Genomic DNA, 21,624 nt, shown 5'->3' with positions numbered 1-21,624 from the left:
GTCATAACGCCTGCGTGCACGATCGCACTTCACTTTTCATCCTGCTATTGCGCATTCATTTAAAACCGTCCCTCCTCGCAATATCTTTCACAATGATCATTTTTTCTTTCATAACGAGATCTAAATAACACATTTCAACCTTTCATAATGATTATGATAGTGCACGGTTAAACAACAAAACGACACCCCTACAGGAGAGAACAATGGAAACCATTACGCATGGTGCCGAGTGGTTCATCGGGCTGTTTCAGAAAGGCGGAGAGGTCTTTACCGGCATGGTGACCGGTATTCTGCCGCTGCTGATAAGCCTGTTGGTGATCATGAACGCACTCATCAACTTTATTGGCCAACACCGTATCGAAAAATTTGCCCAACGCTGTGCGGGCAATCCGATTGCCCGTTATCTGCTTTTACCGTGTATTGGCACCTTTGTGTTTTGTAACCCGATGACGCTCAGTCTCGGGCGGTTTATGCCAGAGAAGTACAAACCCAGCTATTACGCCGCCGCATCGTATAGCTGCCACTCGATGAACGGGTTATTCCCGCATATCAACCCCGGCGAACTGTTTGTTTACCTTGGCATCGCCAACGGCCTGACCACGCTGGGCCTGCCGCTTGGTCCGCTGGCAGTGAGTTACCTGTTGGTGGGTCTGGTGACCAACTTCTTCCGTGGCTGGATAACGGATCTCACGACCGCCATTTTCGAGAAAAAAATGGGTATCCAACTTGAACAAAACGTCCAACTCGCTGGAGCTACATCATGAGTCGTATCGTTATTGAAAAAGGCGCTGGCGGCTGGGGCGGCCCGTTGCATCTCGATGCCAGCAGCGACAAGAAAATCGTCTATATCACCGCAGGCACACGCCCTGCCATTGTCGACAAACTGGCGCAACTGACTGGCTGGCAAGCAGTGGACGGCTTTAAAGAGGGCGAGCCACCGGAATCTGAGATCGGTGTTGCGGTGATTGACTGTGGCGGAACGCTGCGCTGCGGTATCTATCCGAAACGCCGTATCCCGACCGTCAATATTCACGCAACCGGCAAATCGGGTCCGCTGGCGCAGTACATCATGGAAGATATCTATGTCTCTGGCGTGAAAGAGGAAAATATCTTCCTACAGGGAGAAGCCGCCAGCACAACGCCATCGCGGCAGCCGCAACAGCCGCGGCAACGTGACTATGACACCAGTAAAAAGATCACCGAGCAGAGCGACGGTTTGCTGGCCAAAGTAGGGATGGGCATGGGTTCAGCGGTCGCCGTTCTGTTTCAGGCCGGGCGCGACACCATTGATACCGTACTGAAAACTATCCTGCCGTTTATGGCCTTCGTCTCGGCGCTGATCGGCATCATTATGGCGTCCGGTCTGGGCGACTGGATCGCCCACGGTCTCGCGCCGCTCGCCAGCCATCCACTCGGCCTGGTAACACTGGCGCTCATCTGTTCTTTCCCGCTGCTATCGCCGTTCCTCGGCCCAGGGGCCGTTATCGCACAGGTCATTGGCGTGCTTATCGGTGTGCAAATCGGCCAGGGAAACATTCCGCCGCATCTCGCCCTGCCCGCGCTGTTCGCCATTAACGCACAGGCCGCTTGCGACTTTATCCCGGTAGGTCTGTCGCTGGCAGAAGCTCGCCAGGACACCGTCCGTGTCGGCGTTCCTTCCGTACTGGTTAGTCGCTTTTTAACCGGTGCGCCCACGGTGCTGATTGCCTGGTTCGTATCGGGTTTCATTTATCAATAAGAGGTGTGCCATGAAGGTGATTTACCAGACCACCATTACCCATATCGGCGACTGCGCAGCCGACGCGCTCAGCGACAACATGCTGATTACCTTCCGTGAAGGTGCGCCTGCGGATGTGGCGGAGTTCTGCTTTATTCACAACCACGGCGAGTTGTCTGGCGTGCTGCGTCCGGGCGCGGAATTCATGCTGGGCGAGCAGCATTATCCGGTCACGGCGGTTGGCGATGTGGCGGAGCAGAATCTGCGTGAGCTGGGCCATATCACCCTGCGTTTCGATGGACAGACGCAGGCCGAATACCCCGGAACGGTGCATGTTGATGGCGTAACGCCGCACGATATCGCCCCCGGTTGCATTTTGAAATTTGTCGCTTAAGTCGTAAGGAGAACTATATGAAACAGGTTGCCGTTGTCATTGGCGGGGGACAAACCCTTGGGGCGTTCCTCTGCCGTGGGCTTGCCGCAGAAGGGTACCGCGTCGCGGTCGTGGATATTCAGAGTGATAAAGCGGCCAATGTCGCCCAGGAGATCAACAGCGAGTTTGGTGAAGGCATGGCCTACGGATTTGGCGCCGACGCCACCAGCGAACAGAGCGTACTGGCGCTGGCACGCGGTGTGGATGAGATCTTTGGTCGTGTGGATCTGCTGGTCTACAGCGCCGGTATCGCCAAGGCGGCATTTATCAGCGACTTCTCGCTGGGCGATTTCGACCGTTCATTACAGGTGAATCTGGTGGGCTACTTCCTGTGCGCCCGCGAGTTCGCCAGACTGATGATCCGCGATGGCATCCAGGGCCGCATTATCCAGATCAACTCAAAATCTGGCAAAGTGGGCAGCAAACACAACTCTGGCTATAGCGCGGCAAAATTCGGCGGCGTCGGGCTAACGCAATCACTGGCGCTGGATCTGGCAGAGTACGGGATTACTGTGCACGCGCTGATGCTGGGCAACCTGTTGAAATCTCCTATGTTCCAGTCACTTATTCCACAGTACGCCAGCAAACTCGGCATTCCTGCCGAGGAGGTGGAGCAGTTCTATGTGGATAAAGTGCCGTTGAAACGCGGTTGCGACTATCAGGATGTGCTGAATGTGCTGATGTTTTACGCCAGCGCCAAAGCCTCTTACTGCACCGGCCAATCGATTAACGTTACCGGCGGGCAGGTGATGTTCTGATGATTACCCTTATCCGGCCTGATTACAGGCCGGATAAGGCATTAACCGCCCTCTGGCACCGATATAAAGGAGAACATGATGGTTTCAGCCCTGATCACCCTGGCCGTTATTGCCTGGTTAAGCCAGCTTGCCCTTGGCGGCTGGCAAATTCGTCAGTTCAATCACGCGTTCGACGCACTGTGCCAGCGCGGGCGGGTCGGCGTTGGCCGTTCGGGCGGGCGCTTTAAACCCCGTGTGGTACTGGCGGTGGCCTTTGATAAACAGGACCGCGTCAGCGACACACTGTTGATGCGCGGCATCACCGTATTCGCGCGTCCGGCGAAAATCGACCGTTTAATTGGCTTAAAACGCGAGGAATTAGAGCCTGATGTGATCTTTCCCCATGATCCTGGCTGTCAGAATGCTCTATTATTAGCGCTTAAAATGAAACATTGATAATTTCGTTGTGAACGCTATTAGCTTGCGAAATTATCATTTCGCAACGTAACGCAGGAAATCAGCGCCAATGAAACCACGTCAGCGTCAGGCGGCTATTCTTGAGCATCTGCAAAAGCAGGGAAAGTGTTCTGTTGAAGAGCTGGCATACCACTTCGACACCACAGGGACGACCATTCGTAAGGATTTAGTTGCGCTGGAGCATTCCGGTGCCGTGATCCGCACCTATGGCGGTGTGGTGCTTAATAAAGACGAAGCCGATCCCCCTATCGATCACAAAACGCTGATCAACACCGTACAGAAGGGGCTGATTGCCGAAACGGCCGTCACCTACATCCACGATGGCGATTCCATCATTCTTGACGCGGGCAGTACCGTGCTGCAAATGGTGCCGCTGCTCAGCCACTTCAACAACATCACCGTCATGACCAACAGCCTGCACATTGTAAACGCGCTGTCAGAGCTGGATAACGAACAAACCATCCTCATGCCTGGCGGTACCTTCCGCAAAAAATCCGCCTCATTCCACGGTCAACTGGCGGAAAACGCCTTTGAGCATTTCAGTTTCGACAAACTGTTTATGGGCACGGACGGTATTGATTTGAATGCCGGCGTCACCACCTTCAATGAAGTCTTCACCGTCAGCAAAGCCATGTGCAACGCTGCCCGCGAGGTGATCCTGATGGCGGACTCCTCTAAATTCGGCCGCAAAAGCCCCAACGTTGTCTGTAGCCTGGAGAGCGTCGATAAACTGATTACCGACGCCGGGATCCCGGCAGACGTCCGCGCCGCACTGGAAGAGAAAGGGGTCGAAGTGATCATTGCCGGAGAACAGCATGAGTGAGTCATTGATTAACGCGGGTCGTCAAACCCTGCTGCTGGAGTTGCAGGAAGCCAGCCGACTACCAGAAAGGCTGGGCGAGGATTTTGTCCGCGCTGCGGAAACGGTGCTGAACTGCAACGGCAAAGTGATCGTTTCCGGCATCGGCAAGTCCGGGCACATTGGTAAAAAAATTGCCGCCACGCTTGCCAGCACCGGCACGCCTGCTTTTTTCGTGCACCCGGCAGAAGCGCTGCACGGTGATCTCGGCATGGTTGAAAGCCGTGACATTATGCTGTTCATCTCCTATTCCGGCTCGGCAAAAGAGCTGGAGCTGATCCTGCCACGTCTGGAAGAAAAATCCGTCGCGCTGCTGGCAATGACCGGCAAACCCCGCTCGCCGCTGGCGCTGGCCGCCGATGCCGTGCTGGATATTTCCGTTGAGCGGGAAGCCTGCCCGATGCACCTGGCCCCTACCTCCAGCACCGTCACCACCCTGATGATGGGGGACGCACTGGCGATGGCGGTCATGCAGGCGCGAGGTTTTGATGAAGAAGACTTTGCCCGTTCGCATCCCGCTGGCGCGCTTGGCGCCCGCCTGCTGAACAAAGTGCATCATTTAATGCGCAAAGATGAACAGGTGCCGCACGTACAGATGACCACCAGCGTGATGGAGGCAATGCTGGAACTGAGCCGCACCGGTTTAGGCCTGGTTGCGGTATGCGATGCACAACACCGGGTGCAGGGGGTCTTTACCGACGGCGATCTACGTCGCTGGCTGGTGGCGGGTGGCGCGCTGAGCACCGGGGTCAGCAAAGCGATGACCCACGGCGGTATTACGCTTACCGCAGACAGCCGGGCAGTTGATGCCAAAGAGCGCCTGATGCAGCGCAAAATCGCCGCCGCGCCGGTGGTGGATGATACCGGTGTGCTGGTGGGAGCTATCAACCTGCAGGACTTCTACCAGGCCGGCATTCTCTAATTTTTCAGACCCAGGCGTTTCGCCAGCCGGTGCAGGTTGGCGACGTCCATCTCCAGCCCACGCGCGCTGGCTGCCCAGTTGCCGCCATGCTCCTCCAGCGCGCGGGCGATCAATGCACGCTGGAAATCATCGGTCGCATCACGCAAATTCTGCCCGACCGGCAATGACTCCGGCAGAGGTTCCGGCTGTACAGGCTCATCACTGAGCGCGAAATGACGGGCTTCCAGCACCACTTCCGCCTGGTTTTGCGTCCCGCGCGCCAGCACAATCGCCCGGTGAATCGCATGTTCCAGTTCGCGCACATTCCCCGGCCAGCGATAGCTCAACAAATGATGCCGTGCGCCAGGGCTTAGCACCACGCGCCCGAGCCCAAGCCGCAGGCGGCACTGCTCGCAAAAATACCCCGCCAGCAGGACCACATCCTCACCGCGCTCGCGCAACGGCGGCACAGAGAGCGGAAAAACGCTCAGCCGATGGAACAGATCGGCGCGGAAACGCCCGGCCAGCACCTCTTCCCGCAGATCGCGGTTAGTCGCCGCCAGTACCCGCACATCCACGCGCAAACTGCGATCGTCGCCAACCCGCTGAATATCGCCATACTGCAACACACGCAGCAGTTTGGCCTGCAACGACAACGACAGCTCGCCAATCTCATCAAGAAACAGCGTACCGTTGTCCGCCATCTCAAATTTACCGCTACGGTTGCTGATAGCCCCGGTAAACGCCCCTTTCACATGCCCAAACAGCTCACTTTCCGCCACGCTTTCCGGCAAGGCAGCACAGTTCAGATAGATCAACGGACTGGCGGCACGCGGCGAGCCTTCGTGAATGGCTTTCGCCACCAGCTCTTTACCGGTGCCGGTTTCACCGCTGATCAGTACATTGAGATCGGAGGCCGCCACGATATCGATCTCTTTTTTTAACTGCATGATCCCCGCCGACAGCCCGATCATCTCGCTGTTAGCCGCCTGCTCGAAAGTGGCTGGCGCGCCCGGCAGCATATTCTGGCTCTCCAGTTGCTCAATCAACAGCGCATTGTTCAGCGCCCCGGCCGCCAGCGCCGCAATCAGCCGCAACTCTTCATCACTGAACGTGTCGAACTGATCCGGTGCCATACCATCCAGCGTCAGCGCACCAATCAGGTTCTGCCCGGCAAATAACGGCAGGCCCACGCAGGCATGTACCTTCAGACTCTCCTGACCGGGGATCAGCCCATCGTAAGGATCAGGCAAATCACTGTCCGCCGGGAATCGCACCACGTCTCCGGCGCGGGCAATGGCCTCCAGCCGCGGATGCCCTTCCAGCGTAAAACGCCGCCCCAGTACATCCTGCGCCAGCCCGTCAATAGCAAGCGGGATAAACTGCCGCGCCTGGTAACGCAACAATGCTGACGCATCACACTCCAGCACCTGCCGCAGGGTGGTGATTAACCGCTGGAAACGATCCGCGTGACCAATACCGCTTTGCAGCTCAATGGCGATCCCCGCCAGCACATTCAGTGAAAAACTCATGCTAACCTCACTGTCTTTTTGACAATGCATAGTGTCATATTGACCATTTTTATCATAGTCATTATGACCATCATTTTTTAGCAATAAAAATAAAGAAGATAAAAATCAATGAAATAAAAAGTGGCACGCTAATTGATATATGTCCTGCATCGCTTTCAAGAAAACAGTACAGGACATTTGATATGGCTATTCATGTAAAGAACAACATTCACTGGGTCGGGCAACGTGACTGGGAAGTGCGCGATTTTCACGGTACGGAATACAAAACACTGCGCGGCAGCAGCTACAACAGTTATCTCATCCGCGAAGGCAAAAACGTACTGATTGATACCGTCGATCATAAGTTCAGCCGGGAGTTTGTGCAGAACCTGCGCAGTGAAATCGATCTGCAGAAGATCGATTACATCGTCATTAACCACGCGGAAGAAGATCATGCGGGTGCGCTGACAGAACTGATGTCCTACATCCCGGATACACCGATTTACTGCACTGGCAACGCCATCGACTCCATTAACGGCCACCACCACCACCCGGAGTGGAATTTCAATGTGGTGAAAACGGGCGACTCGCTGGATATCGGTAACGGCAAACAGCTTATCTTCGTTGAAACGCCCATGCTGCACTGGCCAGACAGCATGATGACCTACATGACTGGCGACGCAGTGCTGTTCAGTAATGACGCGTTTGGTCAGCATTACTGCGACGAACGTCTGTTCAACGATGAAGTGGATCAAACAGAACTGTTTGAACAATGCCAGCGTTACTACGCCAATATCCTCACGCCATTCAGCCGTCTGGTAACGCCGAAAATTACTGAAATCCTCGGTTTCAACCTGCCGGTAGACATGATCGCCACCTCGCATGGCGTGGTGTGGCGCGATAACCCGACGCAAATTGTCGAGCTGTATCTGAAATGGGCGGCGGACTACCAGGAAGATCGCATTACGATTTTCTACGACACCATGTCCAACAACACCCGCATGATGGCAGATGCGATTGCCCAGGGGATTAACGAAGTCGATCCGCGTGTCGCCGTGAAAATTTTCAACGTTGCCCGCAGCGATAAAAACGACATTCTGACCAACGTTTTCCGTTCCAAAGGCGTGCTGGTTGGCACCTCGACCATGAACAACGTGATGATGCCGAAAATTGCCGGACTGGTGGAAGAGATAACCGGCCTGCGTTTTCGCAATAAACGCGCCAGCGCCTTTGGCTCCCATGGCTGGAGTGGTGGTGCGGTAGACCGTCTCTCCACCCGTTTGCAGGACGCCGGTTTTGAAATGTCCGTCAGCCTGAAAGCAAAATGGCGACCGGATCTGGACGCACTGGAAGTGTGCCGCCAGCATGGTCGCGATATTGCCCGCCAGTGGGCGCTGTCGCCGCTGCCGGAAGCCGTGAATCCGCCGCCCGCCAGCGCACAACAGGCCTGTGCTTGCGCCGCCGCAGCGGCTGCCGAACTCGGCCCACGCATGCAGTGCAGCGTCTGTCAGTGGATCTACGATCCGCAACAAGGCGAACCGCTACAGGATGTTGCGCCGGGTACGCCGTGGCGCGATGTGCCGGACACGTTCCTCTGCCCGGAATGTTCATTAGGTAAAGAGGTATTTGACGAACTGGCATCGGAGGCAAAATGAGCACAGGTATTGTCATTATCGGTTCGGGCTTTGCTGCCCGGACGCTGGTGAAAAACATCCGTAAACTGGACAGCGCCGTCCCGCTAACGCTCATTGCCGCCGATGGGATGGAGGAGTACAACAAACCGGATCTTAGCCATGTCATCAGTCTCGCCCAGCGCGCCGACGATCTCACCCGCCAGTCGGCGGGGGAGTTTGCCGAACAGTACCATTTACGTATGTTCCCGCAAACTCGCGTGAGTGCCATTGATGCACAGGCGCAAGTGGTGAAAAGCGCGGATAAACAGTGGCAATACGACAAGCTGGTGCTGGCGACCGGGGCGGCGGCATTCGTGCCCCCGCTGCCGGGTAGCGACATGATGCTGACCCTGAACAGCCAGCAGGAGTACCGCGACGGTGAAACATCATTGCGCGATGCAAAGCGCGTATTAATCGTTGGCGCAGGGCTGATTGGCTGCGAACTGGCGATGGATTTTCAACGCGCGGGGAAAAGCGTCACCGTGCTGGATAACGCCAGCAGCATTCTCCCGTCTCTGATGCCGCCGGAAGTCAGCGGACGTTTGCAACACTGCCTGACCGCCATGGGCGTACGCCTGCTGTTGAAATCCCGCTTATTGTCCCTTGAACAGAGCGGTGGCGGCGTACGCGCGCAGCTTGATGACGATCGCTATCTGGAGGTCGATGTAGTCGTTGCCGCCACCGGCCTGTCGCCGCACACCGCGCTGGCACGCTCGGCGGGCATCGCGACAGGCCGTGGCATCGTGGTAGACGGTGCACTGCAAACCAGCGATCCGCATATTTACGCCCTCGGGGATTGCGCAGAGATCAATGGCCGGGTACTGCCGTTCCTGCAACCGATCCAGCTCAGCGCCATGACGCTGGCGAAAAACCTCACCGGCAGCAGCACACAGCTGGTGCTACCGCCCATGCTGGTGAAAGTGAAAACGCCGATGATGCCCCTGCATCTGGCCGGGGAAACGGCGCGGGGCGATCTGCGCTGGCATATCACCACCGAAGCCGACGGCATGGTGGCAAAAGGGCTGGATGCCGGTGATAAACTGCGCGCCTTTGTGGTCAGCGAAGATCGGATGAAAGAAGCGTTCGCGCTGCTGAAGGCGCTGTCCGCGTAAGGCGGGCCGCCGCCACCAGCCCCTGGCCGAAGGCAATCGCCCCATCCCCCGCAGGCAACTGATGCGGAAACAGCAAGGTGAATTGCGGCAAATAAACCCGTAAGCGGTTTTTCAGCAGGCGGTTATGCAGTACACCGCCGCTGAAAACCAGCGTCTCTATACCGTGCGACACCGCATGCAGGCGCGCCAATGCGGCGATACCATGCGCCAGCGCATCATGAAATGCCCACGCCCGTGCCGCCGGGCTGGCTTTCCAGTTCAGCCATTGCCGCCAGAACACAGCCAGATCAAGCTGCCGCCCACGCAACGGTAACGTCACCGGATGCGTGACTGCACCACTGCTTGCAGCCAGCGCTTCCAACTGACAGGCCGCCTCCCCTTCATAGCTCAGATGCAGCGGCGCACAGCCCAGGGCACAGGCCACTGCATCGAACAGCCGCCCGCAGGAGGACGCCAGCGGCGCATTAATGCCGCGCTCAATTGCCCGCGCCAGCAGCGGCCAGTTCTGCCGCTCCAGCACGGCGCATTCCGGGTAGTGCTGCCAGTCCGGAACAAATGCCAGCATCTGTGCCAGCAGATTTCGCCACGGCTGTTGCGCCGCCAGATCGCCGCCTGGCAGCGCCACGGCAGGTAAGCCGCCCAGGTGCTCGCATTCGCGATAATTCACCCGCAGGCATTCACCGCCCCACAGCGCACCGCCCGCGCCCATGCCAATCCCGTCCAGCGTCACCGCTATCACATCCCCCCCTTCCAGCGGCCAGCCGTGTTCTGCCAGGCAGGCGGCTGCATGCGCGTGGTGATGTAAAACGGTCTGTACCGGTAAATCGTAACTCTCAGCCCACTGACTGGTGCGGTAACCCGGGTGCGCATCCACCACCACTTGCCGTGGGGTAAAGTCATAGATAGCCTGCATCAGGCGCAGCGCGCTACGCCACTGCGCTTCCACGCCTTCATCCGTCAGGTCGCCAAAATGTTGCCCAGGCACAGCGCTGTTGCCGCGCAACAGGCAGAAGGTGTTTTTCATGTCCGCGCCAAGACACAGCAGCGGCGGAATGGCGTCAAACCCGTCCGGCAACGGTATGGCGTCCGGCACATAGCCGCGGGAACGGCGCAGCATTTCGCCATTCGCCCGCATCACCGAATCATCCATCCGCTGCACAATATCGCGGTTATGCAGTAAAAAGCCGTCGGCGATCTCCGCCAGATCGTCCAGCGCCTGCGCATTGGTTATCGCCGGAGGTCTGCCGCTGAGATTACCGGAAGTCATCACCAGCGGGCGCTGTAACGCCTGCGCCAGCAAATGTTGCAGTGGGTTGGCGGGTAACATCACCCCAACTTCATCAAGGCCGGGCGCAATCGCCTCGCATAACCCGCTGACGCCAGCTTTATCCACCAGCACAATCGGCGCGGCGGGTGTGGAGAGTAACGTCACGGCTTGCGCCGTTAAACCACGTGTGCCCGGCAACATGACCGCCAGCGGTTTTGCCGGACGGTGCTTGCGCGCACGCAGTAACTGCACCGCCGCCAGGTTAGTGGCATCACAAGCCAGATGAAACCCGCCCACGCCTTTCACCGCCACAATACCGCCGCTGTGCAGGAGGGCCACTGCCGCCTGCAACGCCGCCTCGCCTTCAGCCTGCTGTGCACCGCTGCACCACTCAAGCTGCGGGCCGCAATCCGGGCAGGCGACCGGCTGGGCGTGAAAGCGCCTGTCCAACGGGTTGCGGTACTCCGACTCACAGGCCGGGCACAAGGGAAACGCCGACATCACCGTAAAGGGACGGTCGTAAGGCATGGCGTGAATAATGGTGAAACGTGGCCCACAGTGGGTACAGTTGATAAACGGATAACGGTAGCGCCGCTCAGCGGGATCGTTCATTTCCGCCAGACAGGCAGGGCAGGTTGCCGCATCCGGTACAATCTGCGTGTTCATGGCCCCCCCGGCACTGTGGCGGATGGTGAAATCATTCGGCAGGGGTTGCCAGAGATATGCCGTGCTAATCACACGATCAATACGTGCCAGCGGCGGGCATTGTTGCTGCAACAGGGTGAGAAATTGGTCCGCATCACCAAGCAGACGAACTTCCACACCCTGCGCATCATTACAGACATCGCCTTTCAGCCCGAGCTGCTGCGCCAGTTGCCAGACAAAGGGGCGAAAACCCACCCCCTGAACTTTTCCGTAAACGCGTAAGCAGACACCGTTGCTGTTGGTCATGTCATCATTGCATCGCCGCATTCAGCAGGCGAGTCTTCATCTGTTGGTAAGTGCTCTGAGTGTACTCCTCTGCCCAGCGCTGATCGTTGATCGCACTCACCCGTACTGCGCAATATTTGGTTTCCGGCGTTTTCGAAATCGGATCCAAATTATCCTGCGTCAGTTCGTTACAGGCCCCAATCCACCACTGGTAGGTCATATAGACACTGCCATGGTTGATACGCTCATTCACATCCGCGCGGGTTATGACTTTGCCACGGCGGGACTCCACCCACACCAGTTGCTTGTCTTTGATACCCAGTGCCTCCGCATCGGCAGGGTTAATCTGCACAAAGCCAGGCTCATCCGCGAGCGTTTGTAACGCCGCGCAGTTACCGGTCATTGAACGGCAAGAGTAGTGACCCACTTCGCGCACGGTGCACAACACCAGTGGGAAGTCGGCATCCGGACGTTCCGCCGGTGCGCGCCATGGCGCCGCAAACAGATGACCTTTGCCGTCAGGCGTATCGAACTTGTTGTTCTGATACAGGTACGGCGTACCCGGATGATCAAGCGTCGGACAAGGCCATTGTACGTGCCCCATGTCACCCATTTTTTCGTAAGTAACACCGTAGAACAGTGGGCAGAGTTCACGCAGCTCATCCCAGATCTGCTGGTTATTGTCGTAGTGCATCGGGTAGCCCATTTCCGTGGCAATCAGGCTGATGATTTCCCAGTCGCGTTTGACGTTGTACTTCGGCTCAATGGCTTTTTCAAAACGCTGGAAACCACGGTCGGCACAGGTAAAGACGCCACCATGCTCACCCCAGGAGGTGGCGGGCAGCAGCACATCCGCCTGTTCGGCAGTTTTGGTCATAAAAATGTCCTGCACCACCACAAACTCAAGTGCTTCAAACCCTTTACGCACCAGCCCAAGGTCGGCTTCGGTCTGTAGCGGATCTTCACCCATGATGTAATAGGCTTTCACCTTCCCTTCCAGCGCAAGATGCGGCACCTCAGTAATGCGCACCCCGACTTTATCGTCCATGGCGGCCACATCGATGCCCCAGGCTTTGGCGAATTTTGCCCGCACATCGGCATCCACCACGTTCTGGTAACCCGGGAACTGATTCGGGATCACGCCCATGTCGCACGCGCCCTGCACGTTATTCTGCCCACGCACCGGCCCCACGCCTACATGTTCACGCCCCAGGTTGCCAGTGAGGAGTGCCAGGCTGGAAAGGCCTTTCACCACATCCACCGCCTGGCCGAACTGGGTTACCCCCATGCCCCACATGATGGTGGCAGATGGTGCAGCGGCATAGGTACGCATTGCCTGGCGAACCTGTTTCGCTGGTACGCCTGTCAGGTGTTCCACCGCTTCCGGCGCGTAGTCTTTTACCGTTTCACGGTATTCATCCAGCCCGGTGGTAAAGCTGGCGACATAATCTTTGTCGTAGAGTTCTTCTTCCAGCAGCACATAGCCAAACGCATTGACCAGCGCCATATTGCAGCCGTTTTTCAGTTGCAGGTGCTGATCGGCAATACGCGCGGTTTCAATACGACGCGGATCGCAGACGATGATTTTTGCCCCTTTCTGGCGGGCTTTGATCACCCGGCGCGCCACAATCGGGTGTGAGTCAGCGCAGTTATAACCAAACACCAGCAGGCAGCGGGAGTTTTCAATATCACCGATGGAGTTACTCATTGCGCCGTTACCGAGGGTTTCCTGCAACCCGGCGACGGAAGGACCGTGGCAAACGCGCGCGCAGCAGTCAACGTTATTGGTGTTGATGACGCCACGGGCAAATTTCTGCATCACGTAGTTGGTTTCATTCCCGGTGCCGCGAGACGACCCGGTGGTCATAATCGAACGCGGGCCATATTTCGCTTTGATTTCACTCAGACGGCGCGCGGTGTAGCGAATCGCTTCTTCCCAGGAAACAGGGGTAAACTTGCCACCGCGTTCATAGCGGATCATCGGCTGCGTCAGGCGTGGAGTCAGCAGTTTGGTATCGTTAAGGAAGTCCCAGCCGTAATACCCTTTCAGGCAGAGTTCATTTTGGTTGGTTTTGCCGTCGGCCGCTTCCGCACGGATAATTTTCCCGCCGTCCACCACCAGTTTCAGTTTGCAGCCCGCGCCGCAGTATGGGCATACACTTGTGATTTTTTTCATCAGTAACAGACCTGTTAAAAGTGAAAGTGAGAGGCGTTAAAACATCAGCGACACAGCGCCATCCAGCGCTGCGCGACGGCGTTTTTCCGCGCTCATCTGTTCCAGTAAGTTGCGGTCGACACACACCAGCGCCTTGGTCGGGCACGCCTGAATACAGGCCGGACCGGTTTCACTGTGGTGACACAAATCGCATTTGTTGGCTTCGGCCTTTTCCGCATGCACGTTAAGACCTGCGCCGCTGTTGCGCACAATCGGACGCACGACCACTTCCATTGCGCCATACGGGCACGCCACCACGCATGTTTTGCAACCAATGCAGCGTTCCTGCATGACATGCACAAAACCTTCATCGCGGCTGATTGCGCCATTCGGACAGACATTGGCACAGGGGGCATCTTCGCACTGACGACAGATAGCCGCCGTCGACACGTTGACGCCTTTAATGACGTGAATGCGCGGTAAAAATGTCTCAGGGGTGAGCGCCGCACAGTCCCGGTTTTCCTGATGAGAAACCACGCAGGCCACTTCACAGGTGCGGCAGCCAATGCATTTCGCAGCGTCTGCCATGATAAATCGGTTCATTGTTTCCTCCAGCAATATGCCTTATCCCGCCGAAGTATTCATAAACCGTGCCAATATTTAAGACGCTGTAATATATGGGTTTTTAAGAAGTGAGAAGCGGCAGGAATCTGTCATCGACAGAAGTGACGATGACAGATGACGAGATCAGGCGTAGGGACCGGCACTCAGTGAGTCGCGTAACATTAATTCGCCAGGAAACGTTTGTTGATAGTTAAAATCGCCGCCATCAAGCATAAAGATCAGACGATCAATCGTCTCTTTCACCATTTCGGTCACCGGAATTTTAACGCTGGATAATGCCGGCACGGTAAAAGGCGCCATCGCGATATCATCAAAACCAATAATCGAAACCTGCTGCGGCACAGCTATTTTGCTGTCGTGCAACTGTTTAATCGCGCCAATCGCCATATCATCATTGCTCGCCACCAGCGCACTAAAACTTACCCCGCGGGATAATAATTCTCGTACGCCCATTGCTCCGCTGAGCGGCGTCCATTTCCCTTCCACAATCAATTCATTACGTACAGGAATATGCTGCTGAGTCAGCGCATCTTTATAACCGGATAACCGTTCAATACCGGTAGGAGAATCCAGTGAGCCGGTAATAAACGCAATCTCCCGGTGTCCTTGTGCGATTAATTGTAATACCGCGCTCTGGCTTGACGCTTTTTGATCGGAATAAACACAGTGACTGCTGTTTTTACGCAAACGTCGATTAAGCACCATAATAGGCTGCGAATGGTTTTGAATTATCTCATCCAGCTCATCGACACTGAGAAAACGCGGATAAATAATGATCGCGTCGCAACGTAAGTCGAGTAAATACTGAATCGCCTGCCGCTCTTCTTCCGCACTGTGTTTACCGTCCGCCAGCAGTAACTGACGCCCTTTGTCTTCGGTCATGCGCGCCGCATGAGACAACAGTTCGCTAAAATAAACGCCGTGATAGAGGGTGTTGGTGACCACCAACCCCAGCGTCTGGGTTTTATTGCTTGCCAGGCTGCGGGCCAGTAAATTCGGGCGATATCCGCTTTCCGCAATGGCCTGAAATACGCGCGCCTTCGTCTCTTCGCCCACATAACCCTTGCCTGTCAGCACACGGGACACAGTGGCTTTTGATACACCCGCCCGCTTTGCCACTTCCAGCATTGTCGCCATCTTTTTCCCCAACAAACCTCGTGAGCCGAAGTGTACTTCAGCCATCGGGATGATGGGAACACTTAACACCCGCAGACGGTACTTCTGCGAAACGCTTCATAGTGATCGTAATCACGATTTTTGAAAGTGGTTAAATTTAGATCTTGTCTGACTCAAATAAACTCATCATGATTTTGTGGAACCGGTTACCTATTTCGCGTTTCATGGCCGCCAGAGCGCACTATGAAAATGTACCTCATTGATAAAACAGGATAAAAATCCGATGGCAAAGAACTATGCGGCGCTGGCCCACTCTGTGGTGAACGCGCTGGGCGGTGTCGAGAATATCGCCGCCGTAACCCACTGCATGACGCGCCTGCGCTTTGTGGTCAAAGACGCATCGCATATCGACGGTGAAACGCTGAAAAACACCAGCGGCGTGATGGGCGTGGTACGCAACGATAACCAGTGTCAGGTGATTATTGGCAACACCGTGTCTCAGGCTTTCCGGGAAGTGACGGCTTTGTTGCCACAGGATATGCAGCCGGTAGAGACGCACTCTCCCCAGAAGCTGACGCTTAAACGTATTGGCGCAGGCATTCTTGATGCGCTGATCGGCACCATGTCGCCACTGATCCCGGCAATCATCGGTGGTTCGATGGTGAAACTGCTGGCGATGGTGCTGGAAATGTCCGGCGCACTGCCGAAAGGCTCCTCCACCCTGACCATTTTGACAGTCATCGGTGATGGCGCGTTCTTCTTCCTGCCGCTGATGGTCGCCGCGTCCGCCGCCATCAAATTCAAAACCAATATGTCGCTGGCGATCGCGATTGCCGGTGTACTGGTGCATCCAAGCTTTATCGACCTGATGGCAAAAGCCGCACAGGGCGAGCATGTTGAATTCGCGCTGATTCCGGTGACGGCCGTGAAATACACCTACACGGTGATCCCGGCGCTGGTGATGACCTGGTGTCTGTCGTATATCGAACGCTGGGTCGATCGTATTACGCCTGCGGTGACGAAAAACTTCTTAAAACCGATGCTGATTGTGCTGATTGCCGCTCCACTGGCCATTGTGTTAATTGGCCCGCTTGGCATCTGGATCGGTAGCGCGATTTCCGCGCTGGTCTATACCATTCACGGCTACCTCGGCTGGCTCTCCGTCGCCATTATGGGCGCACTGTGGCCACTGCTGGTGATGACAGGCATGCACCGCGTGTTTACGCCGACCATTATTCAAACCATCGCCGAAACCGGCAAAGAAGGCATGGTAATGCCGTCTGAAATCGGCGCTAACCTGTCTCTGGGTGGTTCATCTTTAGCGGTGGCATGGAAAACGAAAAACCCGGAACTGCGCCAGACCGCAATGGCGGCAGCCGCCTCCGCTATTCTGGCGGGTATCTCTGAACCGGCACTGTATGGTGTGGCGGTGCGCCTGAAACGCCCGCTGATCGCCAGCTTAATCAGTGGCTTTATTTGCGGTGCAGTCGCAGGTATTGCCGGGCTGGCCAGCCATTCCATGGCGGCACCCGGGTTGTTTACCAGCGTACAGTTCTTCGACCCGGCTAACCCGATATCTATCGTCTGGGTGTTTGGCGTGATGGCGCTGGCGGTGGTGCTGTCGTTCGTGCTGACGCTACTGCTCGGGTTTGAAGATATTCCGGTGGAAACCACAACTACACCGCAGACGGCGCAGCCGGTTACTGTTAAAGAAGCACGCGCCTGATTAACGAAACGAGGTAAGGCATGTCAGTATTTCCGCAAGGATTCTTATGGGGCGGCGCGCTTGCCGCCAACCAGTCGGAAGGGGGCTTCCGGGAAGGCGGTAAGGGGTTAACCACCGTCGATATGATCCCGCACGGCGCTAACCGCCTGCCGGTAAAACTCGGTCAGGAAAAACGCTTTGCACTGCGTGATGACGAATATTACCCGAGCCACGAGGCGATCGATTTCTATCATCGCTACAAAGAAGATATCGCACTGATGGCGGAAATGGGCTTTACGGTGTTTCGCACCTCGATTGCCTGGAGCCGTCTCTACCCGGACGGTGATGAATTGACACCGAATCCGGAGGGCATTGCCTTCTACCGTGCGGTGTTTGAGGAGTGCAAAAAGTACAACATCGAACCGCTGGTCACTCTCTGCCATTTTGATGTACCGATGCATCTGGTGGTGGAGTATGGCTCCTGGCGTAACCGTAAAATGGTAGAGTTCTTCACCCGTTATGCCCGCACCTGTTTCGAGGCGTTTGATGGACTGGTGAAATACTGGCTGACCTTCAACGAGATCAACATCATGCTGCACAGCCCCTTCTCTGGTGCGGGGCTGGTGTTTGAAGAGGGTGAAAATCAGGACCAGGTAAAATACCAGGCCGCACACCATGAGCTGATTGCCAGCGCGCTGGCGACGAAAATTGCCCATGAAGTGAACCCGCAAAACCAGTTGGGTTGCATGCTGGCGGGAGGTAACTTCTACCCCTACTCCTGCAAACCGGCCGACGTGTGGATGGCGCTGGAAAAAGATCGCGAAAATCTGTTCTTTATCGACGTTCAGGCCCGTGGCGCTTACCCGGCTTATGCGGCGCGCGTGTTCCGCGAAAAAGGCGTCACCATTCATAAAGAGCAAGGTGATGACGAGATCCTGAAAAACACCGTCGATTTCGTCTCTTTCAGCTACTACGCCTCGCGCTGCGCATCGGCGGACATGAACGCCAATAACACCAGCGCGGCGAACATCGTCAAGTCACTGCGCAATCCGCATATTGAAGTGAGCGAATGGGGCTGGGGCATCGATCCGCTGGGGCTGCGCATCACCATGAACATGATGTATGACCGCTACCAGAAACCGCTGTTCCTGGTGGAAAACGGGCTTGGTGCGAAAGATGAGTTCAATGACCGCGGAGAGATTGAAGATGATTACCGCATCAGTTATCTGCGTGAACACATCCGTGCAATGGGCGACGCCATTGAAGACGGCATCCCGGTGATGGGTTACACCACCTGGGGCTGCATTGATTTGGTGTCTGCCTCTACTGGCGAAATGAGCAAACGCTATGGTTTTGTTTATGTCGATCGCGACGATGCCGGTCACGGCTCGCTGGCGCGCAGCCGCAAAAAATCCTTCTGGTGGTATAAAAAAGTGATCGCCAGCAACGGCGCAGATCTCGACTAAGCTCGGGACTTACCCGGCCTGCCGTATTTTCAGGTCGGGTAAGCATTGGCTTTACGGATACAGAGACAGTAGCAATTGCCGCTTATCCTGATCGAAGATGACAAAATCGCGACTCAATGACGGATTGCTTGCTGCTAATTTTTTCTTCTCTGCCTCAAATCTGCCGTCATCAGTAAAAAAGAGCGCCATCAAATAGTCCATATTTTCACTACCTGAACGTTCAGACAGGCTGATGACATGTTTATAACAAGCGGCATCGCCATCATTAATCCTGTCCTTAAGCATGCATTCTTGTAATAGCAGAGAGGGGTTGTTTCTCGCTTTATTGACCGGCTCCAGCAAGGAAATCGCTTTTTCATACTCTCCTCGAGATGAAAGTATGCTGGTATAGCTGCGGATGACATTCACATTGTCCGGGTTATCCCGAGCCAAATGGTCAAAATCCTGAAGCACCGATGGCTTAGCGCTTTCATCAGCCATGACATATTTCTTCGACAATTCAGAAGCCTGTGCTGTTGGCTTATCCGCATAGCCGCCCGCCGCAACACTAACGCTAAAGATGGACAATATAAACAGCATGACAATGCTTTGATAACGCATGGCTTCTATCCTTGAAAAGGTGTCAGGTTTATAACACGTTTGAAACTTCCGGGTATCGGGGGAACAGTCCCCGTGTAGCCAGAGTCATAAAAATAACCGGCTTCTATCTCCAGGGAGGGGCTGTTGTGGACTGAATTAGGCATAAAAAAAGATACAGACCCAATAGGAACATCATCCAAGCCAACCGCCCAATACTCTCCTTTTTTTTCGTTCTAAAACATATAGTTTACTATCAACCGTATTTTTTACTTTGCACCAAAATAAAAGATTCCCGCTGCCAGCTGCTTTTGCCGCATTACTTTTCCCAGTGGCCGCGACAGAAACGTTTTTACCACCGGGTGTATTTTCATCTGTTACGGTTAAATTAACGGAATAGCTAGCATGGATACCGACACCTTCTATACGTAGGTCAGCGATCTGCGAGAAATAAAAGTTTTTAATTGCCACAATATATCCTTATCAAGGCTGAGTGATGTTCTATATAAAAACACATCGTGATTCTATCCTGATACAGCCCTTTCCTGATGTCAAAATGACATCTCTGTATTTTAAACTGGTTCGCTTATGTCTCCCAATTACGACAGATCATGAACAATCAGCCAGGCTTTACGCGCAATCGTTATAACGTGCCACATTATCGCTCCCTTATAGCGGGGGCCCTGTGAAGGGGCCGTATAGCCTTAAGGCTATATACTCAAGCGCGAATGCTTAATCAATAACCACGAAAGTGCTTTCAGGCTCCGACCCCAAACACTCTGAAGAGGGCGCTTTTGCCTTCGTCTGTCACGGTGACTTCACGGTAGCCAGGCGTTCTGCGTAACCAGCCTTTATGTTCGAAGGCAATCAACAACGATGCGCCAGCATCGCCGCCAAGGTGGAAACGACGCTCGCTCCAGTCCAGGCAAGCGCAGCAGGGTTTGCGCCGGGTACGCGGGTCGAGCGTTACGCCCAGGGCTTCCAGTTTGCGTTTGCCCGGTTCCGTCACGGCACTGCCCTCGTCCGTTACCCAGCCTTCGCGCTGCATAAACTCATAAATGTCGACGGCGATTTCACCGGCAAGGTGATCGTAGCAGGTGCGTGCGCGACGCAGTTCAACCGGAGTGCGGGTCGCCAGCGCACGCCCTCCGCGCATTGACACCCCCATCATATTTTCCAGTAACCCGGCGACATCGCTCCCCGCCAGGCGGTAGTAGCGGTGTCGCCCCTGCGAAACGCAGACCAGCAGGCCATGGCTCAACAACCGGTTCAGATGCGCGCTGGCGGTAGATGCGGAAATATCCGCGACCGAACTCAGCTCGGTTGCAGTCCAAGCCCGCCCGTCCATCAGCGCGCAGAGCATACGCGCCCGCGAAGGGTCGGACATCGCGCTGGCAATACCGGCCAGCGCCTTTTCCAGCGCTGTGCCGCTCTCATGTGAATGCTGTAAACCGGGTAAACTCATTGTGCCTCTGTACTCCAGGGCTGCGTGACCTCACGGGTCAGGGTGTCGTTATCCGTCAGCAGGATCAGGCGGTTAGCATGATCACTGTACTGCACGAGAACATTGATGCCATTTTTCGCGATCGTGCGGGCTATCGCGCCTAACTCACCGGGACGTTCCTGCTTTAGCTTGCGGATCACCGGCTGCGTCACCTGCAGCACCATAAAGCCTGCAGCTGCCAGCACCTGGCGGGCACGTTCCCCCTCCACGACCAGAAAGTGCGCATGACTTTCACGACCGACGGTGAATACGCCGCCACCTTCCAGGCCTACGCCATTTTTGCCAAGTGTTTCACCCAGCATCGCCAGCCCACCGGGCGCATTGTTAAGCATAACGTGAATATCATACATGGCCTGGTTTCCTGCTTTCCGATGAATAGTCACGCAGCACCTGGGCCACACGGATACGGTAAAACGAGAAAATTGCGCGCTGCCCCTCCGCCTGCGCGGCCTGGTGCAGCACATTTTGTTTCCAGGCCAGTACTGCAGCTTCATCACGCCACCACGACAGCGACAAAATCTTGCCTGTGGTGGTCAGGCTTTGAAACCGTTCAATAGCGATAAAACCGTCGATTTCCACCAGTAGCGGCTTTAACTCCGCGGCCAGTTGCAAATAGCGCTCCTGCCCTTCTGCGGCGACATCGGCTTCAAACAGTACAGCAATCATCGGCTCACTCCTTCTGTGTATTTGCCGCCAGTTTACGCAGCCTTCAAAGAAATGCTTCGCTCAGCAACGAAATGTGGTTGCTGGTGTTGCCGGACCCCATCGGGAAGTGATTTAGCTCGCAGAATCCCATGAAACCGGTTGCATGGAGTAATGACCAGGTTAGCATGAAACCGGTTTCACCCAGTTACACCTACT

21 protein-coding genes are annotated in these 21,624 nt (G+C 55.6%); 11 read left to right on the top strand and 10 right to left on the bottom strand.

Annotation, left to right across the window (positions count from 1 at the left end; genetic code table 11):
• Positions 1–203 precede the first annotated feature (203 nt).
• From srlA to gutQ, 7 genes are all read left to right on the top strand, one after another.
• Positions 204–764, top strand: a complete 561-nt coding sequence (gene srlA / locus ABGA49_RS14785) for a PTS glucitol/sorbitol transporter subunit IIC (protein ID WP_061493455.1) — start codon at positions 204–206, stop codon at positions 762–764.
• Positions 761–1,738, top strand: coding sequence for a PTS glucitol/sorbitol transporter subunit IIB (locus ABGA49_RS14780; RefSeq protein WP_088236623.1), 978 nt, complete (start codon positions 761–763; stop codon positions 1,736–1,738). The genes srlA and ABGA49_RS14780 overlap by 4 nt, the downstream gene beginning before the upstream one ends.
• Positions 1,739–1,748: 10 nt before the next feature.
• Positions 1,749–2,111: a PTS glucitol/sorbitol transporter subunit IIA gene (gene srlB, locus ABGA49_RS14775; RefSeq protein WP_061493453.1), complete on the top strand. Its 363-nt coding sequence runs from the start codon at positions 1,749–1,751 to the stop codon at positions 2,109–2,111.
• A gap of 17 nt (positions 2,112–2,128) precedes the next feature.
• The gene (gene srlD / locus ABGA49_RS14770; protein WP_061493452.1) at positions 2,129–2,908 is read left to right on the top strand and encodes a sorbitol-6-phosphate dehydrogenase; all 780 of its coding nucleotides are present in this window, start codon (positions 2,129–2,131) and stop codon (positions 2,906–2,908) included.
• A 78-nt stretch (positions 2,909–2,986) separates the two neighbouring features.
• Positions 2,987–3,343 carry a transcriptional regulator GutM gene (gene gutM / locus ABGA49_RS14765; protein WP_061493451.1) on the top strand — a complete coding sequence of 119 codons (357 nt, stop codon included), beginning with the start codon at positions 2,987–2,989 and terminating at the stop codon, positions 3,341–3,343.
• A 70-nt stretch (positions 3,344–3,413) separates the two neighbouring features.
• A complete protein-coding gene (locus ABGA49_RS14760; protein ID WP_088236622.1) occupies positions 3,414–4,187 on the top strand; it encodes a DNA-binding transcriptional repressor in 774 nt (257 codons plus the stop codon).
• Positions 4,180–5,145: an arabinose-5-phosphate isomerase GutQ gene (gene gutQ, locus ABGA49_RS14755; RefSeq protein ID WP_347665742.1), complete on the top strand. Its 966-nt coding sequence runs from the start codon at positions 4,180–4,182 to the stop codon at positions 5,143–5,145. Before ABGA49_RS14760 ends, gutQ begins: the two co-directional genes overlap by 8 nt.
• On the opposite strand, the gene norR is transcribed toward gutQ, so the two are convergent.
• A complete protein-coding gene (norR, locus tag ABGA49_RS14750) occupies positions 5,142–6,656 on the bottom strand; it encodes a nitric oxide reductase transcriptional regulator NorR (protein WP_134318781.1) in 1,515 nt (504 codons plus the stop codon). The genes gutQ and norR overlap by 4 nt on opposite strands.
• Positions 6,657–6,838: 182 nt before the next feature.
• Between norR and norV the strand changes: the two genes are divergently transcribed.
• Both norV and norW read left to right on the top strand, forming a co-directional pair.
• On the top strand, positions 6,839–8,290 hold the full coding sequence (gene norV / locus ABGA49_RS14745; RefSeq protein WP_088236619.1) for an anaerobic nitric oxide reductase flavorubredoxin: 1,452 nt from the start codon (positions 6,839–6,841) through the stop codon (positions 8,288–8,290).
• Positions 8,287–9,420: an NADH:flavorubredoxin reductase NorW gene (gene norW / locus ABGA49_RS14740; protein WP_347665741.1), complete on the top strand. Its 1,134-nt coding sequence runs from the start codon at positions 8,287–8,289 to the stop codon at positions 9,418–9,420. The genes norV and norW overlap by 4 nt, the downstream gene beginning before the upstream one ends.
• Here norW and hypF read toward each other — a convergent pair.
• The 4 genes from hypF to ABGA49_RS14720 all read right to left on the bottom strand — a co-directional run bounded on the left by hypF (position 9,365) and on the right by ABGA49_RS14720 (position 15,533).
• The gene (hypF, locus tag ABGA49_RS14735) at positions 9,365–11,638 is read right to left on the bottom strand and encodes a carbamoyltransferase HypF (RefSeq protein WP_347665740.1); all 2,274 of its coding nucleotides are present in this window, start codon (positions 11,636–11,638) and stop codon (positions 9,365–9,367) included. The genes norW and hypF overlap by 56 nt on opposite strands.
• Before the next feature lie 4 nt (positions 11,639–11,642).
• Complete coding sequence (gene fdhF, locus ABGA49_RS14730) at positions 11,643–13,793, bottom strand: formate dehydrogenase subunit alpha (RefSeq protein WP_061493444.1); 2,151 nt, start codon at positions 13,791–13,793, stop codon at positions 11,643–11,645.
• A gap of 36 nt (positions 13,794–13,829) precedes the next feature.
• A complete protein-coding gene (gene hydN / locus ABGA49_RS14725) occupies positions 13,830–14,375 on the bottom strand; it encodes an electron transport protein HydN (RefSeq protein WP_061493443.1) in 546 nt (181 codons plus the stop codon).
• Between the two features lie 144 nt (positions 14,376–14,519).
• A complete protein-coding gene (locus ABGA49_RS14720; RefSeq protein ID WP_061493442.1) occupies positions 14,520–15,533 on the bottom strand; it encodes a LacI family DNA-binding transcriptional regulator in 1,014 nt (337 codons plus the stop codon).
• A gap of 262 nt (positions 15,534–15,795) precedes the next feature.
• On the opposite strand from ABGA49_RS14720, the gene ascF reads away from it, so the two are divergent.
• Positions 15,796–17,238: a PTS cellobiose/arbutin/salicin transporter subunit IIBC gene (gene ascF / locus ABGA49_RS14715; protein ID WP_061493441.1), complete on the top strand. Its 1,443-nt coding sequence runs from the start codon at positions 15,796–15,798 to the stop codon at positions 17,236–17,238.
• A gap of 20 nt (positions 17,239–17,258) precedes the next feature.
• Entirely contained in the window at positions 17,259–18,683 is a 1,425-nt protein-coding gene (locus ABGA49_RS14710; RefSeq protein WP_347665739.1) for a 6-phospho-beta-glucosidase, read from the top strand.
• 51 nt (positions 18,684–18,734) lie between these two features.
• On the opposite strand, the gene ABGA49_RS14705 is transcribed toward ABGA49_RS14710, so the two are convergent.
• The 5 genes from ABGA49_RS14705 to ABGA49_RS14685 all read right to left on the bottom strand — a co-directional run bounded on the left by ABGA49_RS14705 (position 18,735) and on the right by ABGA49_RS14685 (position 21,429).
• A complete protein-coding gene (locus ABGA49_RS14705; protein WP_347665738.1) occupies positions 18,735–19,283 on the bottom strand; it encodes a hypothetical protein in 549 nt (182 codons plus the stop codon).
• Positions 19,284–19,454: 171 nt separating this feature from the next.
• Complete coding sequence (locus ABGA49_RS14700) at positions 19,455–19,730, bottom strand: hypothetical protein (protein WP_347665737.1); 276 nt, start codon at positions 19,728–19,730, stop codon at positions 19,455–19,457.
• A gap of 286 nt (positions 19,731–20,016) precedes the next feature.
• A complete protein-coding gene (locus ABGA49_RS14695; protein ID WP_347665736.1) occupies positions 20,017–20,724 on the bottom strand; it encodes a winged helix-turn-helix domain-containing protein in 708 nt (235 codons plus the stop codon).
• Positions 20,721–21,113, bottom strand: a complete 393-nt coding sequence (locus tag ABGA49_RS14690; RefSeq protein WP_347665735.1) for an amino acid-binding protein — start codon at positions 21,111–21,113, stop codon at positions 20,721–20,723. Before ABGA49_RS14690 ends, ABGA49_RS14695 begins: the two co-directional genes overlap by 4 nt.
• Positions 21,106–21,429: an antibiotic biosynthesis monooxygenase gene (locus ABGA49_RS14685; RefSeq protein WP_061493435.1), complete on the bottom strand. Its 324-nt coding sequence runs from the start codon at positions 21,427–21,429 to the stop codon at positions 21,106–21,108. The genes ABGA49_RS14690 and ABGA49_RS14685 overlap by 8 nt, the downstream gene beginning before the upstream one ends.
• Positions 21,430–21,624 lie beyond the last annotated feature (195 nt).

Source organism: Kosakonia sp. WA-90, from assembly GCF_039871955.1.
Taxonomy (GTDB): Bacteria; Pseudomonadota; Gammaproteobacteria; order Enterobacterales; family Enterobacteriaceae; genus Kosakonia; species Kosakonia oryzendophytica.
Note: the sequence above shows the minus strand (reverse complement) of the source record. Positions and strands in the feature narration are given on the sequence as shown.